The 15,247-nt window shown below is 67.6% G+C and carries 18 protein-coding genes; 14 read left to right on the forward strand and 4 right to left on the reverse strand.

Translation table 11 applies throughout. The features are described 5' to 3' along the window. The first annotated feature begins 79 nt into the window (after positions 1 to 79). Entirely contained in the window at positions 80 to 859 is a 780-nt protein-coding gene (locus Q7W51_03025) for a hypothetical protein (protein ID MDO8847347.1), read from the forward strand. A gap of 39 nt (positions 860 to 898) precedes the next feature. Next, positions 899 to 1,999, forward strand: coding sequence for a CHAD domain-containing protein (locus tag Q7W51_03030; GenBank protein MDO8847348.1), 1,101 nt, complete (start codon positions 899 to 901; stop codon positions 1,997 to 1,999). Here Q7W51_03030 and Q7W51_03035 read toward each other — a convergent pair. Then, positions 1,996 to 2,370 carry a hypothetical protein gene (locus Q7W51_03035; protein MDO8847349.1) on the reverse strand — a complete coding sequence of 125 codons (375 nt, stop codon included), beginning with the start codon at positions 2,368 to 2,370 and terminating at the stop codon, positions 1,996 to 1,998. The genes Q7W51_03030 and Q7W51_03035 overlap by 4 nt on opposite strands. An 85-nt stretch (positions 2,371 to 2,455) precedes the next feature. Here Q7W51_03035 and Q7W51_03040 point away from each other — a divergent pair, with 85 nt between their 5' ends. Beyond that, positions 2,456 to 2,962, forward strand: a complete 507-nt coding sequence (locus Q7W51_03040) for a CYTH domain-containing protein (protein MDO8847350.1) — start codon at positions 2,456 to 2,458, stop codon at positions 2,960 to 2,962. Beyond that, positions 2,959 to 4,473 (forward strand): Ppx/GppA phosphatase family protein, encoded by a 1,515-nt coding sequence (locus Q7W51_03045; GenBank protein MDO8847351.1) that lies wholly within the window; start codon positions 2,959 to 2,961, stop codon positions 4,471 to 4,473. Before Q7W51_03040 ends, Q7W51_03045 begins: the two co-directional genes overlap by 4 nt. 4 nt (positions 4,474 to 4,477) lie before the next feature. Here the strand turns inward: Q7W51_03045 and Q7W51_03050 are convergent, their stop codons facing one another. After that, positions 4,478 to 4,630, reverse strand: coding sequence for a hypothetical protein (locus Q7W51_03050; GenBank protein MDO8847352.1), 153 nt, complete (start codon positions 4,628 to 4,630; stop codon positions 4,478 to 4,480). A gap of 159 nt (positions 4,631 to 4,789) precedes the next feature. Here Q7W51_03050 and ppk1 point away from each other — a divergent pair, with 159 nt between their 5' ends. Both ppk1 and ppk2 read left to right on the forward strand, forming a co-directional pair. After that, complete coding sequence (ppk1, locus tag Q7W51_03055; protein ID MDO8847353.1) at positions 4,790 to 6,925, forward strand: polyphosphate kinase 1; 2,136 nt, start codon at positions 4,790 to 4,792, stop codon at positions 6,923 to 6,925. A gap of 102 nt (positions 6,926 to 7,027) precedes the next feature. Further along, positions 7,028 to 7,801, forward strand: coding sequence for a polyphosphate kinase 2 (ppk2, locus tag Q7W51_03060; protein MDO8847354.1), 774 nt, complete (start codon positions 7,028 to 7,030; stop codon positions 7,799 to 7,801). A gap of 40 nt (positions 7,802 to 7,841) precedes the next feature. Here ppk2 and Q7W51_03065 read toward each other — a convergent pair whose 3' ends face one another. Further along, a complete protein-coding gene (locus Q7W51_03065) occupies positions 7,842 to 8,498 on the reverse strand; it encodes a hypothetical protein (protein ID MDO8847355.1) in 657 nt (218 codons plus the stop codon). 9 nt (positions 8,499 to 8,507) lie between these two features. After that, positions 8,508 to 8,789, reverse strand: coding sequence for a hypothetical protein (locus tag Q7W51_03070; GenBank protein MDO8847356.1), 282 nt, complete (start codon positions 8,787 to 8,789; stop codon positions 8,508 to 8,510). A 126-nt stretch (positions 8,790 to 8,915) separates the two neighbouring features. Here Q7W51_03070 and Q7W51_03075 point away from each other — a divergent pair, with 126 nt between their 5' ends. The 8 genes from Q7W51_03075 (at position 8,916) to Q7W51_03110 (ending at position 15,230) form a co-directional block, all read left to right on the forward strand. Further along, a complete protein-coding gene (locus tag Q7W51_03075; GenBank protein MDO8847357.1) occupies positions 8,916 to 9,398 on the forward strand; it encodes a chemotaxis protein CheX in 483 nt (160 codons plus the stop codon). 114 nt (positions 9,399 to 9,512) lie between these two features. Then, on the forward strand, positions 9,513 to 10,091 hold the full coding sequence (locus Q7W51_03080) for a cupin domain-containing protein (protein MDO8847358.1): 579 nt from the start codon (positions 9,513 to 9,515) through the stop codon (positions 10,089 to 10,091). A gap of 9 nt (positions 10,092 to 10,100) precedes the next feature. Then, positions 10,101 to 11,837 carry an AMP-binding protein gene (locus tag Q7W51_03085; GenBank protein MDO8847359.1) on the forward strand — a complete coding sequence of 579 codons (1,737 nt, stop codon included), beginning with the start codon at positions 10,101 to 10,103 and terminating at the stop codon, positions 11,835 to 11,837. Positions 11,838 to 11,845: 8 nt separating this feature from the next. After that, on the forward strand, positions 11,846 to 12,415 hold the full coding sequence (locus Q7W51_03090) for a 2-oxoacid:acceptor oxidoreductase family protein (GenBank protein ID MDO8847360.1): 570 nt from the start codon (positions 11,846 to 11,848) through the stop codon (positions 12,413 to 12,415). Continuing rightward, positions 12,412 to 12,723, forward strand: a complete 312-nt coding sequence (locus Q7W51_03095; protein MDO8847361.1) for a 4Fe-4S binding protein — start codon at positions 12,412 to 12,414, stop codon at positions 12,721 to 12,723. Before Q7W51_03090 ends, Q7W51_03095 begins: the two co-directional genes overlap by 4 nt. After that, the gene (locus tag Q7W51_03100; GenBank protein ID MDO8847362.1) at positions 12,720 to 13,937 is read left to right on the forward strand and encodes a transketolase C-terminal domain-containing protein; all 1,218 of its coding nucleotides are present in this window, start codon (positions 12,720 to 12,722) and stop codon (positions 13,935 to 13,937) included. Before Q7W51_03095 ends, Q7W51_03100 begins: the two co-directional genes overlap by 4 nt. Beyond that, positions 13,934 to 14,836: a thiamine pyrophosphate-dependent enzyme gene (locus tag Q7W51_03105; protein MDO8847363.1), complete on the forward strand. Its 903-nt coding sequence runs from the start codon at positions 13,934 to 13,936 to the stop codon at positions 14,834 to 14,836. Before Q7W51_03100 ends, Q7W51_03105 begins: the two co-directional genes overlap by 4 nt. A 1-nt stretch (position 14,837) precedes the next feature. Continuing rightward, complete coding sequence (locus tag Q7W51_03110) at positions 14,838 to 15,230, forward strand: hypothetical protein (protein MDO8847364.1); 393 nt, start codon at positions 14,838 to 14,840, stop codon at positions 15,228 to 15,230. The last annotated feature ends 17 nt before the right edge of the window (positions 15,231 to 15,247 follow it).

Raw genomic sequence — 15,247 nt, forward strand, 5'->3', positions numbered from 1 at the left:
GTACGACGCGCGCCCTTGCGGCTGGCCGGTGCAGCCACTAGGCTCATGCTGAAGGTCGCGTCACACCGAGGGGGAGCGCATGGACACGAACACCGGCTACCCGCAGCCGCCACAGCCGCCCGTACCGCCGACACCGCCTCCGGGCTACGCACCGGCACCGGAGCCGCAGGCGCCGTATGGCAACCAGCCCGCACAGGCGGGATACGCGCCGGAGGCCGTCGCACCGCCGAAGAAGAAGCGCAAGGGGTGCCTCATCGCGGCGATCATCGCCGTGGTGCTGCTGCTCGGCTGTATCGGCACGGTACTCGTGGTGGCGGCCGTCACCACGAACGACGATGCCGTCGCCTACAGCGAGGCCGACTTCGACAGTGCGATCAACAAGGTCGGTCTGGTGTGGCCGGAGCTTCCGGCAGACGCCGATCCGGCCGCCTACGAGCGTGTCTACACCGGGCAGAAAGCGGTCGACGTCACGCTCACCGAAGCCGAGCTCTCAGCGCTCATGTCCTTCCACCACGACTCGTCGTACTGGCCGATCAAGAGCATGGACGTCGAGCTTGCCGGCGGTAACACGGCGAGAGCATCGATGGTTGTGTCGTATGCCGGACGCGACTGGCCGGTGGAGGTCTCGGGCAGCGGGGAGGCGGCCGGCGGCGGGCTCAACCTGAACCTGAACTCGGCGAAGGTGATGGGCATGGACATCCCCGCCGAGTACCTCCCAATGGGCTCGGACATACTCGAGAACATCATCAACCCGCGCCTGTTGAGGGCCGGTATCACCATCGACATGCTCGTGAGCACCGAGGACGGCGCGCACTTCGTGGGCACGACGTGGGAGAGCGCCGAATACGTGGCTAGGTAGCGATGTCCACTTGTCTGCAACCGCGGGGAGCACGCACGCATGAACAAGCGCTTCATCATCCCGGGTGTCAGCGCGCGGACGCCGCTTGCCGAAGCGGCGCCGGCGCTGTTGCTCGCCAAGGCCGAGCCGCTCTTCGCGCTTGAGGAAGCGGCGCGCAGCGGCGCGGACGCCGACGCTGTCCACGACATGCGGGTGGCGTCGCGGCGCCTGCGCGAGGCGATGCGGCTGCTCGAGCCGCTGTATCCGCGTCGCGAGTTCAGGGCGTGGTACAGGCGAGTCCGCCGCATCACGCGCGCGCTCGGTCCGGTGCGCGACTCGGACGTGTTCATCGAGGACTTCGCGAAGCTCGGCAGCCGGGTGGGCGGCGAGGGTAAGCGCGCGGTGGCGTTCATGATCGGCTACCGGTTCGGCCGGCGCGAACACGAGCTCGCAGCGCTGAATGCCGAGCTGGGGCATCTGGATCTGGAGGGCGGTCGCCGGTCGCTCGAGGCCCTCGCATTCCATCTCGCGGATCCTCGCCGGGCGAGCGTGCCGTTTGCGGCGTTCGCGTACGGCGCCATCGCCGAGCGCGCGGCCACCGTCTTCGGCGCTCAGCCGGCCGCCCTGAGCGAAGCAAGCGTGACGCAGCAACACGAGCTGCGCATCCACTACAAGCGCCTGCGGTATGCGGCGGAGGCGTTCGCGCCCTGCTACGACGACGCATTCGATGCCGTGCATGCCACGCTCACCGCGTTCCAGGACACCCTCGGCGACATGCACGACATGCACGTCTTCCTCGAGTTGCTGCGCTCACCCGAGATCGCGCAGGACGCCCGGCAGGCGGGGGTGCCGGCCGGCGCGCTGGTCGAGCTGGAGAGCGTGATCGAAGCGCAGGCGCATGCTGGCTTCGAGCGGTTCGCAGCGCTTGCGGCGGAGCATCCGGGTGAGACGCTGCTGCCCCGGCTGCTGCTGCCGCTCACGCGCGCTCCGGAGCCGGAGCAGGCTGTGGTGGCCGCCGAAGAGGCCGACGGCTGGGAGGAAGCGGGCGTGGTCTCGCCGGTGATCGTTGGCGACGAGCCGTGGTCCGAGGGGTGGGACGAAGGGGAGTCGGTGGTTGAGCCGCTGCCGATCGTCGAGCCAGGCGGCGAGCCGGGCGCCTAGATGCGCTTGTGTCGCCCGAGCAGGCGATCGAGCGCGGTCAGCGCCTTCAACTGCTCCACCCGCGTGCGCTGCGCCTCGAGTTCGGTTGCCAGCTTTTCGGCGCGCTGACGCTCCACCTCGAGCGCCTTCTGCTGCTCCTGGGCGACACCGCGCGCCCAGGCCACCTGGGCCATGAGGTTGGTGCGGTCCGACTCGAGCTGGCTGATGCGCGCGAGCGAGGTCTCCGGCGCGGCGGCATCCGGTGTCGCCTCGGGCGCAACCTTCGGCTCCTTCACCTGACGCTTTTTGCTCTCTGGCGCCCTCTTGAGCGAGACGAGTTTGGCGGGCGTCGCCCGCGAGCCCTTCTTCGACTTCTTGCCGCGCTTCGCCACGTCGCCGCTCCTTCGGATCCGCCGTCCAGCCGAGTGTACCGCATGCGGATGGTCGCTTCGCGACCAGCGTGTAGACTGAAGTCCGATGGCAGAACGCGACCCCCGGAGCGTCATGGAGATCGAACGGAAGTACCTGGTATCCGATGCGCCCGCCGGGGTTGCGACCGGGCCGTGGACGTCGCTTCGGCAGGGCTACCTCGCTTCGGGACCGGGGGGCGAGGTGCGCGTGCGGAACGCGGGCGGAGCGCTCACGCTCACCGCGAAGAGCGGCGCCGGACTGGTACGCGAGGAGCGTGAGATCTCCATCACGCAGGCGCAGTTCGACGATCTGTGGCCGCTCACGGAAGGCCGACGCATCGAGAAGCGCCGTGCGGTCCTGCCGGCGGGCGAGCTTGGCTACGAGCTCGACGTCTTCGAGGGCACGCTCGCGGGTCTCGTGATCGCCGAGGTGGAGTTCGCGTCGCTCGAGCAGGCCCAGGCGTTCGTCGCGCCCTCCTGGTTCGGCCGCGAGGTGACCGACGATCCGCGCTACACCAACGCCTCGCTCGCGCTCGCCGGCGTCCCGGCGGTACAAAGCGGCGACATCCAGTGAGGATCGCCGCCATCGACATAGGCTCGAACTCGATCCGGACCACCGTGGTCGAGGTCCCGGTGGGCGGTCCGCGCGTGGTGCTCGACGAGGAGCGCGCGTTCGCACGGCTCGGTGCGGGGCTCGCCGAGACGGGGCGGCTGTCGGAGCACGCGATGGACGAGAGCGTACACGCGCTCGACATGATGCTTCGCATCGCGCGCGAGTTCGAAGTCACGCACGTCCGCGCGATCGCCACCGAAGCGGTGCGTTCGGCAAGCAACGGCGCTGCGTTCGTGGAGCGCCTGCACGATGAGCTCGGACTGGACGTGGAGGTCATCAGCGGCGAACAGGAAGGTCGTCTCGCGCTGCTTTCCGCGGTCGAGAGCCTGGCGCTCACGGGCAGCATCGCGATCATCGACATCGGCGGCGGTTCGGTGGAGCTCGTGCGCGCATCCGGCCGCGACGTGGAGCGGATCGTCTCGCTGCCGCTGGGCGCGGTGGTGCTCTCGGAGCGCTTCCGCACCGCCGACCCAATGTCCAAGCACAAGTACCGCGACCTCGGCAGGCACGTTCGGACGACGCTCGCCGGGGCGCTGCCCGCAGGCGAGGAGCCGCCGGCCGCCTTCGTGGGTTCGGGCGGAACCGTCACCACGCTGGCGGCCATCGTCGCCGCCGACCGCAGCCCCGGGCTCGTGAGCATGCACGGCTTCGAGATCGGCCGCGCGGAACTCAAGTCGCTGCGCGAGCGGCTGGCTCGCACCACCGCCAAGGAGCGCGCAGCGATCAAGGGGATGTCGGACGGGCGCGTGGACCTCATCGTGGCGGGAGCGGTCGTGCTTGACGAGGCGATGCGCGCGCTCGGCTGCGCGAGCGTGATCGCAAATGCTCGCGGCATGCGGGAGGGCATCATCATCGACACCGTGGAACGCGAGCGCGGTCCTGCGCCCGAAGTGGACCGCATGCGCTCCGCGCGCGACTTCGGCCGACAGTGCCGACACGACGTTCAGCACGCCGAGCAGGTGTGCCGCCTCTCCCTTGCCCTGTTCGATGCGCTGCGCTCACCGCTCGCCCTCGACCCGGAGGACCGGCCGCTCCTCGAGGCTGCGGCGCTGCTGCACGATGTGGGCTACCACGTCTCCTACGAGCAGCATCACAAGCATAGCTACCACCTGATCACACACGCGACGCTTCCGGGTTTCAGCGCGGCCGAGCGTCGCCTCATCGCGGCGATCGCCCGTTATCACGCCGGGTCGCTACCGAAGGCGAAGCATGAGGCGCTTGACTCGCTCGGCGAGGCCGAGCGGGGCACGGTCTCGCGACTGGCTGCGCTCCTCAAGATCGCCGACGGGCTCGACCGCTCCCACGGCCGAAGGGTGGACGGCATCGTCGCCGAGGTGAGCGAGGGTTGGGTGCGGCTGACGGTGACCGGGCGGCCTCCGCTCGACATCGAAGTGCAGGCCGCCGCGCGGAAGGCCGCTCTGTTCGAGCTCGTGTGGGGGATGCCGGTCGAGATCGCCGGGGGCGGAGCGTGACGCCCTAACGCGGATCGAAGTGGCCGCAGGGCTTCTCGTCGGCGGAGCGCTTCTTGTCGCGGCGCTTGCAGTAGCCGCCTTTCTTGCGGGCATCGAAGTTGCGGCAGCTGCCGCAGGTAGCGTGCGCGCTTTTCGCAGAGTCCTTCTTCTTGCCCACGCTGGCTCCCGTCGCGTCGCCGCCTGCCATACGCTGACGCTAGCGCACCCGGCGCCTCACGCCAATGACCAGTAAGTCACACGGCACACATCCCGCCCGTGCCGCTACACTGAAGGCACGAGGCTCGCACGTGAGCGAGCGGGGAGGGGATGGCGCCGAATGGTTGTGCGTAAGGCGGTCAAGCTGACGTCTCCGGAGCTCTATCTGAACCGGGAGACAGCGCTTCTTGAGTTCCAGGATCGCGTGCTTGCGGAAGCCAACGATCCGCGCAACCCGCTTCTCGAGCGTGCCAAGTACCTCGCCATCTTCAGCTCCAACCTCTCTGAGTTCTACATGGTCCGCGTGGCCGGTCTCAAGCAGCAGATCGCGGCCGGCGTGGGAGGACTCTCCGACGACGGACTCACGGCGGCCGAGCAGCTGGTGCTCGTGCGCGAGCGTATCCCGCTCATGCTCGGCGCAGCGCGCGAGAGCTTCAACCGGCTCAAGGGCGAGCTGGCCGCCACAGGGATCAGGCTGCTCGACTACGCCGATCTCGGTGACGCCGAGCGCGCTATCGCAGACGAGTACTTCGCCTCTGAGGTGTTCCCGGTGCTCACACCGCTGGCGTTCGACCCCGGCCGTCCGTTCCCGCACATCTCGAACCTGAGCATGAACATTGCGATCGTAGTCACCGGCCCCGACGGCGAAGAGCGTTTCGCGCGCGTGAAGGTGCCCAAAGCGCTGCCGCGGCTCGTCCCGCTTGTGGCGCCGGGCGCAGAGTCAGGGCGAGAGCATACGTTCGTCTGGCTCGACCAGCTGGTGATGGCCCACGCGGGCGCGCTGTTCCCCGGCTACGAGGTGGTCGCCGCGCATCCGTTCCGCATCACGCGTGACGCGGAGATGGTCATCCAGGAGCTCGAGGCCGACGACTTGCTCGAGACGATCGAGCAGGGCATCCGGCAGCGCCGCTTCGGCTCGGTCGTGCGCATGACGGTGGAACCGACGATGCCGGAGAACATCCGCGACATCCTCGTCGAGAACCTCAACATGGACCCGACCGACGTGCTTACGATCGACCCGCCGCTGGGGATGAGCGACCTGTTCTCGCTTTCGAAGATCGACCGGCCCGACCTCAAGTACGCTCCGTTCGTGCCGGCCCTCACCGTGCAGCTGGGCGAGGGCGCGGAGAGCGACATCTTCACCGCGATCCGCGAGCGGGACATCCTGCTTCACCACCCGTACGAATCGTTCCAACCGGTCGTCGCGCTCATCCGGCAGGCAGCGCACGATCCCGACGTGCTCGCCATCAAGATAACGCTGTACCGGGTGGGTGCCGACTCGCCGATCGTCGAGGCGCTCATGGATGCCGCGTTTGCCGGCAAGGAGGTGGCGGTCCTCGTCGAGCTCAAGGCGCGCTTCGACGAGGAGAGTAACATCGAGTGGGCGCGCGCGCTTGAGGCGGTGGGGGCGCACGTCGTGTACGGCCTTGTCGGCCTCAAGACCCACAGCAAGGTCTCGCTCGTGGTACGCCGCGAGGCGGGCAAGATCCGCCGCTACGTACACGTCGGCACGGGCAACTACAACCCGGTAACGGCGATGCTCTATACCGACCTCGGCCTGCTCACCTGCGACGACAAGATGGGCGAAGATGCCTCGGCGCTGTTCAATCTCGTGACCGGCTATGCTCGGAAGAACGCGTACAGGCGCTTTCTGGTAGCACCCGTGGACCTTCGTGAAGGCCTTGTCGCGCTCATCAGACGCGAGATCGATCATGCGGTCGCCGGCCACGGCGGCGCGCTCATCCTCAAGATGAACTCGCTCGTGGATCAGAAGCTGATCGCGCTTCTATACGAGGCGTCCCAGGCAGGCGTCGAGATCGATCTGCTCGTGCGCGGCGTGTGCTGCCTACGCCCGGGTGTGCCGGGCGTGAGCGAGACGATCCGCGTGAAGAGCCTGGTCGGCCGCTTCCTCGAGCACAGCCGCATCTACTGGTTCGCCAACAACGGTGAGCCTGATGTATACATCGGCAGCGCCGACCTCATGCCACGTAACCTCGACCGGCGCGTGGAGGTACTCGCCCCCGTGCGCGATCCCAAGCTCGTCAAGCGGCTGCGCGAAGAGATCCTTCAGATGTACCTCACAGACGACGTGAAGACGCGCATCATGCGCGCCGATGGCACGTACGAGCATCTCCAGCCTGCCGAGGGCGCGCCCGGGCTGTGCGCGCAGGAGAGCCTGCTCACGATCCGCAAGAGCGTCGTGCCGAAGCGCAAGCGCAAGGGAACGCCTCAGAAGCGCAAGGGCGGCAAGAGGTAAGGGGTTGCGATGAGCAAGCAGAACGGCAAGAAGCCGCACGACCCGGAGAAGGACGTGTACCGCGCGTACGTCGATGATCCGAGCGGGCCCAAGCCCAAGAAGATGAGCACCGAAGTCTACCTCAAGGAGCTCGAGAAGCTGCAGATCGAGCTCGTGAAGCTGCAGGAGTGGGTGAAGCGCGAGGGCCTGCGTGTGGTCGTGGTCTTCGAGGGCCGCGACGCCGCGGGCAAGGGCGGCACCATCAAGCGGATCACCGACGCGCTCAATCCCCGCATCTGCCGCATCGTGGCACTGCCCGCTCCGACCGAGCGCGAGGACGGCCAGTGGTACTTCCAGCGCTACGTCTCGCAGCTGCCCGGCGCAGGCGAGATGGTGATGTTCGATCGCTCCTGGTACAACCGCGCGGTCGTTGAGCGCGTGATGGGGTGGACCACCGAGGAGCAGGTCCAGGAGTTCTTCCGCGACTGCCCGGAGTTCGAGCGCATGCTCAAGCGCAGCGGCATCATCCTCATCAAGTACTGGTTCTCAATCTCGGACGACGAGCAGGACCGTCGCTTCCAGGAGCGCATCGACGATCCGCTCAAGCGCTGGAAGTTCTCGGACACCGACCTACAGGGTCGGGACCGCTGGGAGGAGTTCTCGCGCGCCAAAGACGAGATGTTCAAGTACACGGACACCAAGGAGTCGCCGTGGTGGGTCGTGGAGGGTGACGTCAAGAAGCGCGCACGCCTCAACTGCATCCATCATCTGCTCCACCAGATCCACTACGAGGACGTTGTGCAGAAGCCGTTCAAGCTGCCGCCACGCAAACAGTCGACCGGCGGCTATGTTCGCCCGCCGATCGACTCGCAGACATACGTGCCCGAGGTGTACTGACGGCTCCGCGCCGGCGCCCGCTCGTGTGCGATACCGGAGTTCAGACTCCGGTGACCGCCGTGAACAGCGCGTTGCCTGCGATGATGCCCACCGCCACACCGACAACCTGCAAGGCGAGGTAGATGCCGCGTGTCGGCCTGCCGGAGATCGTGCTCTGCGGGTTGCCGGCTCGTGCGTCTTTGAACGCATCGATGGCCCGGCTCACCACGAAACCGACCGGCACAAGTCCCATGATCCAGAACACGATGCCCGAGACGATCCAGCCCCAGGTGCTCGCCATGAACTCGGGCGGGTTCAGGCCCAGGCGCAGGAAGTTCCATCCGAGGGGGATGAACAGGCCCATCCATCCGTACAGCAGCGGACTCTCGCCCCAGCCCCGCTTCGTTGCGAACAGCGCGAGACCGCCGAAGATGAGCATCGTCCATATGGAGACCGGGATCAGCCACACCCAGTCGGGCGCCGGACTCACGATCTCGTACGGGCCACCCGACGCAACGAACGCCCCCGAGGTCTCCATGATCGTCCCCATACCCAGGTAGAGCATGGTGATGGACGCGGCGACCCCGGCCGCCGCCAGGAGCGCCACAATCGACCCCACGGCGCTGACCGGCACGGGTTCGGGTGGCTTCGCCGAGTCGTACGACTCGGAGGTGGCGCCTTGGGCGACTGTGCCTCCCGGCCGAAAGATGATTGCCATGGCACCCTCCTAGAGCAGGCCGGGCTTCTTCCCCGGCTGTGGCGGCTTCACGCCCGCGAGCATGCAGCGGACGGCAACCGGATCGGTCGCCAGTTCGACGTACCCGCATGCGATGCATGCGTGGGCTGACAGGGCGGTGGAGTCCGGCCAGCCCGCGCTCCGACTGGGGATGTAGCGCGCGTCGCGCTGCGCGTTCAGGCTGCCGTCATCCATGATGGCTCCGCACTTCGGACACGTGCGCGTGCCGGGTTCGCCGGCAAAGTCGCTGACCTCCGGGATGCCGTCGATCATCGTTCACTCCCCTCGTGCGATGGCTAGAACGCCTATACCCTATCCGATGGCGGGCGGCAGCCGTAACCTGTGTTAAGAGTGGCGCGTTGTCCTCTATACAGGGCTGAGACCATGTGGGGGTCGGGTATGTCCGTGGGGGTGGCGACAGTCGACGCATGCGGCGCGCACGACGTTCTGTCGCGCGCTGCCCACACCGTGGTCGACCAGTTCGCCACCGTGCTCGCAGAGCCGGCAGATGACTTGCACGGATTCTCGCGCGACACATGCCTTCTTGGCTGTAGCTGTTTCCACGGCCCGATCGGCGGCATGGTGTCGGTAGTGGCCCCACGGAGGCTCTGTGAGTCGATGCTCTCGCACATGGTCGGCTGTGATGAGCATGCCGAGGAGTTCGAACAGATCACCGCGAGCGTGCTCGGCGAGCTTGCCAACATGATCGCGAGTCAGGTGGCTCTCTCGCTTGAGCCGGCCGAGACCGTGATGATGACGCCGCCGACGGTCGAGGAGTCCACCTACGATGACTGGGTCACCCTCGACGGGTCGCGCGACCGCGTGCGACTCAACGTCGGCGGCTGGCCGCTTCTCGCGCTGCTGTCGCTGAGCGCCGCCTAGGCGCCCGCGCTCGCGACGCCTTCCGGGAACACATCTCTTCGGCGCGTCTGTGTTCCGCTATCATGCTCCCAGTCGTCGCGCTGCGGCGGCAGGGAGACAGGGGAGGGGCGCCGCATGGCATCCGACAACCGCATCGGCGGGAAGATCACCACGCTCCGCACGTCGCTCGGACTCTCGGTGGACGAACTCGCCGAGCGAAGCGGCTGCGATGCCAACACCATCACGCGGCTCGAGAGCGGCGAGGTTGCGCCCTCGCTCACGCCGCTGATCAAGCTCACGCGGGCGCTCGGCGTGCGACTCGGCACGCTGCTCGACGACGAGACCGAACTCGGCCCCATCGTGACGCGTCACGGTGATGCCGAGGCTGTCTCGCGCCTGCGCGACCTCGAGACGGTGAGCGATGCCGGCGTGCTTGGCTTCTTCTCGCTCGCGGCCGGGAAGGTCGCCCGTCACATGGAGCCGTTCCTCATCGACGTCCAGCCTGCCGCCGAAGGGGCGCACAAGCTCTCCAGTCACGAGGGCGAGGAGTTCCTCTACGTCCTCGAGGGCGCGATCGACGTCGAGTACGGCAAGGAGACCCGCACGCTCGCCGCAGGCGACAGCATCTACTACGACTCGATCGTCCCTCACCAGGTGCGGGCAGCCGACGGTGCCTCGGCGAAGATCCTCGCCGTCGTCTACGCGCCGGCGTAGGGGCGCGAGATGGCGACAACACCGGAGAGCGAGCTGCACACCGACCTGCCCATCGGCCAGTACTTCGAGCGTGTCGTTGCCGGGCACGGCGACAACGACTTCATCGTCTATCCCGACCGCGATCTGCGCTGGACATACTCGCAGTTCGACGCCCGAGTGGACCAGCTCGCGAACGGCCTGCTTGCCATCGGCATCGGCAAGGGCGACCACGTGGGTGTCTGGGCGCGCAACATCCCCGACTGGCTCACGCTCGCGTTCGCGACCGCGAAGATCGGGGCAGTGCTCGTCACGGTGAACCCTGTCTACAAGGCGCATGAGCTCGCGTACGTGATCGAGCAGTCCGACATGAAGGCGCTCGCGATCATCGACACGTTCCGCGATGTCAACTACGTGGAGATCGTGCGTGAGCTCGTGCCCGAGGCCGCCACGCAGCAGCGCGGTCATCTGAACTCGGAGCGGTTCCCACGCCTGAAGTCGCTCATCTACATGGGCCCGGAGAAGCACCGCGGCTTCTACGCGATGCCCGAGCTGCTGATCCTGGGCGAGAACACGCCGGACGACGAGCTTCGCGCGGTCACCGCGTCGCTTTCGGCCGACGACACCATCAACATGCAGTACACCTCGGGCACCACCGGCTTCCCCAAGGGCGTCATGCTCACGAGCCGCAACATCCTCAACAACGGCTTCTACATCGGAGAGCGGCAGGACTTCACGCCGGCCGACCGCGTGTGCCTGCCGGTGCCGTACTTCCACTGCTTCGGCATCGTGCTCGGCGTGCTGGCGGTGCTGACGCATGGAGCGACGATCGTCGGCGTGGAACAGTTCGACCCGCTGCTGGTGCTCGCCGCCATACAGAAGGAGCGCGCGACTGCGGTCTACGGTGTGCCGACGATGTTCATCGCCGAGCTCGCGCACCCGATGTTCAGCATGTTCGACCTCACGAGTCTACGCACCGGCATCATGGCCGGCTCGCCATGCCCGATCGAGACCATGCGCCAGGTGATCGACAAGATGCATGCCTCGGAGATGACGATCTGCTACGGACTCACCGAGACGTCGCCCGTTTTCACGCAGACCACCACCGACGACACGCTCGAGCGCAAGTGCGAGACGGTGGGCCGCAAGCACGACCAGGTCGAGGTGCGCGTGATCGACCCCGAGACGGGCGAGGAGTGTCCTCCGGGTGTTCCGGGCGAGTTCTGCTGCCGCGGCTACAACGTGATGAAGGGCTACTACAAGATGCCCGAGGCCACGGCGGCCGCGATCGATGCCGACGGCTTCCTGCACTCCGGTGACATCGGGACCGTCGACGAGCACGGGTACTACCGCATCACCGGACGCATCAAGGACATGATCATCCGCGGCGGCGAGAACATCTACCCGCGCGAGATCGAGGAGTTCCTTTACACGATGCCGGGCGTGGAAGATGCTCAGGTCGTGGGCGTGCCGGATGCCAAGTACGGCGAAGTCGTGGGCGCGTTCGTCCGCCGCAGCGCCGGGAGTGAGATCACCGAAGAGGACGTGCAGGAGTACGCGCGTGCCCGCATGGCGCGCTACAAGGCGCCGAAGTATGTCTTCTTCGTCGAGGCGTTTCCGATGACGGCCTCGGGCAAGATCCAGAAGTACAAGCTGCGGGAGACGGCCGCCGAAGCACTCGGGCTGACCGATGTGAAGGTGTTCGCGAGCGAGGCCGACGACGGAGCGGACCCGAACGCCACCGACAACGACTGCGAGGTGCGGCGGTGAGCAGCGAGCTGATCGAGATCCGCTGGCACGGCCGTGGCGGCCAGGGGGCGGTCACGTCCTCCAAGATCCTGGCCGATGCGGCGTTCAAGAGCGGCTGGAGTGGCGTTACTGCTGCCCCGTCGTTCGGCGCCGAGCGCCGCGGCGCGCCGATCACCGCGTCCACGCGTCTCGCCCGCGAGGAGATCCGCATGCTTTCGCAGGTGACCACGCCCGACGTCGCCGTGGTGCTCGACGACTCGCTGCTGGCCGTCGCGAACGCGACCGCAGGCATGAAGCCGGGCGGCATCGTGCTCGTGAACACCACCCAGCCTGCCGAAGCGCTCGGTCTGTCCGGCGACTTCCGAGTGGTTGCCTCCGATGTGACCGGCGCCGCTGAGGCCGCTGGAGTCATCGTCGGCGGCCAGCCGATCGTCTCGGCCGCCATCGTGGGCGCGTTTGCGAAGGCAACCGGACTCGTGACGCTCGAGAGCGTCGAGGCGGCCATTCGCGAAGCGTTCGCGGCTGCACCTGCCGCAAAGAATGTCGAGGCGGCGCGCATCGCCTTCGAGTGCACGAGCGGCGAGGGGGCGAGCGCATGAACCTCAGGACCATCGACATGTCGCGTCCGAGCGTGGGTGAGGCCGGCCGCACCGGCGACTGGCGCAGCAGCCGCCCGGTGATGCAGCCCGAGCTATGCCTCGCGGCCAAGGCCGGCAAGATCACCTGCCAGCTGTGCTGGAGCTACTGCCCGGATGCCTGCATCACCCAGGGAATGCCGCCGGAGATCGCGCTTGAGTACTGCAAGGGGTGCGGCATCTGCGCCGAGGAGTGCCCGGCGGATGCCATCGAGATGATGCCCGAGCGCGAGCACGGCACATGCGACCTGCCGGAAGGCGGTGCGAAGTGACCGTCAAAGTGATGACCGGCAACGATGCCGCGGCTACGGCCGTCAAGCTTGCGCGGGCGCAGGTGATCGCCGCGTACCCCATCACGCCGCAGAGTCCCGTGGTCGAGCAGCTCTCCAAGTGGGTGGAGGAAGGCGAGCTCCCCGCCGAGTTCGTGGCCGTTGAGTCCGAGCACTCGGCGCTCACCGTGTGTATCGGCGCGTCCACCGTGGGCGCTCGCGCGTTCACGGCTACGAGCGCGAACGGGCTCGCGTACATGACCGAGCAGATCTGGTGGGCGGCCGGTGCGCGGCTGCCGATCGTGATGTGCGTGGCCAACCGCGCGATGGCGGCGCCGTGGAACGTGCTGAACGACCAGCAGGACTCGATGAGCGTGCGCGACGCGGGTTGGGTGCAGCTCTACTGCCGCACTAACCAGGAGATCCTCGATACCACGGCGCAGGCGTTCAAGATCGCCGAGCGCAGCAACGTGCCGGTGATGGTCTGCTATGACGGCTTCCTGCTGTCCCACACGATGATGCCGGTGGATGTCCCCTCGGCCGAGGTGGTCGACGGCTTCTTGCCGCCGCGCACGCAGCCGCTCCAGATCGTGGACGTGAACGACCCGCGCAACGTGGGCCCCGTGACGCTTGCTGATCCACGGAAGGACGCCGATGGCGTGCTCCAGCCCGGCTACATGGAGCTCCGCGCCATGCACAATGCAGCACTTCTCGAGGCGCTTGAGGCGGTGCCCGATACCGACGCCGAGTGGGAGGCCGCGCTCGGCCGCTCCTGGGGTGGGCTCACGAGCGAGTACCTCCTCGACGACGCCGAGGTCGTGCTCGTGGCCGCCGGGTCGCTCGTTACCCAGCTCACGCTTGTGGCTGAGACGCTCCGCGCCGAAGGCGTACGCGCCGGCGTACTCGGCATCCGCTGCTACCGGCCGTTCCCGGTTGACGCGCTCCGCGAGCGCCTGACCGGCCGCTCGCTCGCGCTCGTCTTCGACAAGGCGCTCAGCTACGGCTTCCAGGGTCCGATCGCCGAGGACCTGAAGGCCGCACTCTATGCCGCCGAGGATGCGCCCGCCGTCTTCGGCGCCATCTGCGGGCTCGGCGGGCGCGATGTGTCGCCCGACCACCTGGCTGCTGCCACGCGTGACGCGCTCGCGGACCTCGAGGCGGGCGTGCGCGACCGCGAGCCGCAGTGGATCAACCTGGCCGAGGGGAGCATGCGATGACGCGCGTGACCGAACTCCCCACCACCGAGCATCTGCTCTCCGGCAATCGCGCGTGCGCGGGCTGCGGCATCGGCATCGGTCTGCGCGCCATCACCAAGGCGCTCGACGGCCAGATGGTGCTCGTCAATCCCGCGAGCTGCCTCACCGTCCTCGGCGGCATGTATCCAATCGCCTCACTCGACATCCCGTGGATCAACGTCGCGTTCCCGAGTACCGCGGCTGCAGCCGCTGGCGTGCGCGCGGGACTGCGCGCCATGGGTCGCGAGGATGAGATGACCGTGCTCGCCATGGCGGGCGACGGCGGGACGGCCGACATCGGCATCCAGGCGCTCTCGGGCGCGGCCGAACGCAACGACGACTTCATCTACGTCTGCTACGACAACGAGGCGTACATGAACACCGGCACGCAGCGCTCCGGCTCCACGCCTGCGGGCGCGCGCACCACCACCACCTGGGCGGGCAAGCGCGAGAACCCCAAGGACGTGCCCGCGATCATGGAGGCGCACGGTATTGGTTACGTTGCGAGCACGAGCGCCGCGTACCCCACCGACGTCTATGACAAGGTCCTCAAGGCACGTGGCCGCAGCGGTCTGCGCTACATCCACATGAACACCCCGTGCCCGAGCGGCTGGAACTTCGACCCAAAGGACACTGTCCGCCTCGGCAAGCTTGCCGTGGACACCGGGCTTGTCGTGCTCTACGAGGTCGAGGATGGCGTCTTCCGCCTCACCGGCAGGAGCGCGGCACTCGCGAAGTCCGACAAGTCGCGCACGCCCGTGGCCGACTACCTGAAGACGCAGGGCCGCTTTCGGGGCGTCTCCGATGAGACGGTCGCCGAGGTACAGGCGTGGGTCGACGAGCGGTGGGCGAGGTACCTCGCCCGACACGCAGGCGAGTAGCGTGCCCGCCTCGGAGGACTTCGAGCTCTGCAACGAATGTGGCGGGCTCTGCTGCGCGCTTTACCTCGCGCACGACGAGAACGGCGAGTATATCGGCGACGGGTGGCTACCCGATTACATCCAGCTGTGGCTGGAGCGGCTGCAGGAGTCCGGCGCACTTCTCGTGACCGACGCCACGTACGGCGCGGGTCGGGCCGGCGTGGAGCCCCTGCACGACCCGCGGCTCAGCCACCCACCCACGCTCGAAGGCGAGGCATACCGCGCGTCGCTGCCGGCGTGGGTCGACGTCCGCAAGTGCCAGTTCTGCCATCCGGAAACGGGATGTATGCTGCCGCGGGAGTACCGTGCCGACATCTGTCGCGAGTGGACCTGCGAGTTGTGGCGGTCTTCCTAGCGGGTCGGTGATTCGCT

This window comes from Coriobacteriia bacterium (assembly GCA_030652115.1).
Taxonomy (GTDB): Bacteria; Actinomycetota; Coriobacteriia; order Anaerosomatales; family Anaerosomataceae; genus UBA6100.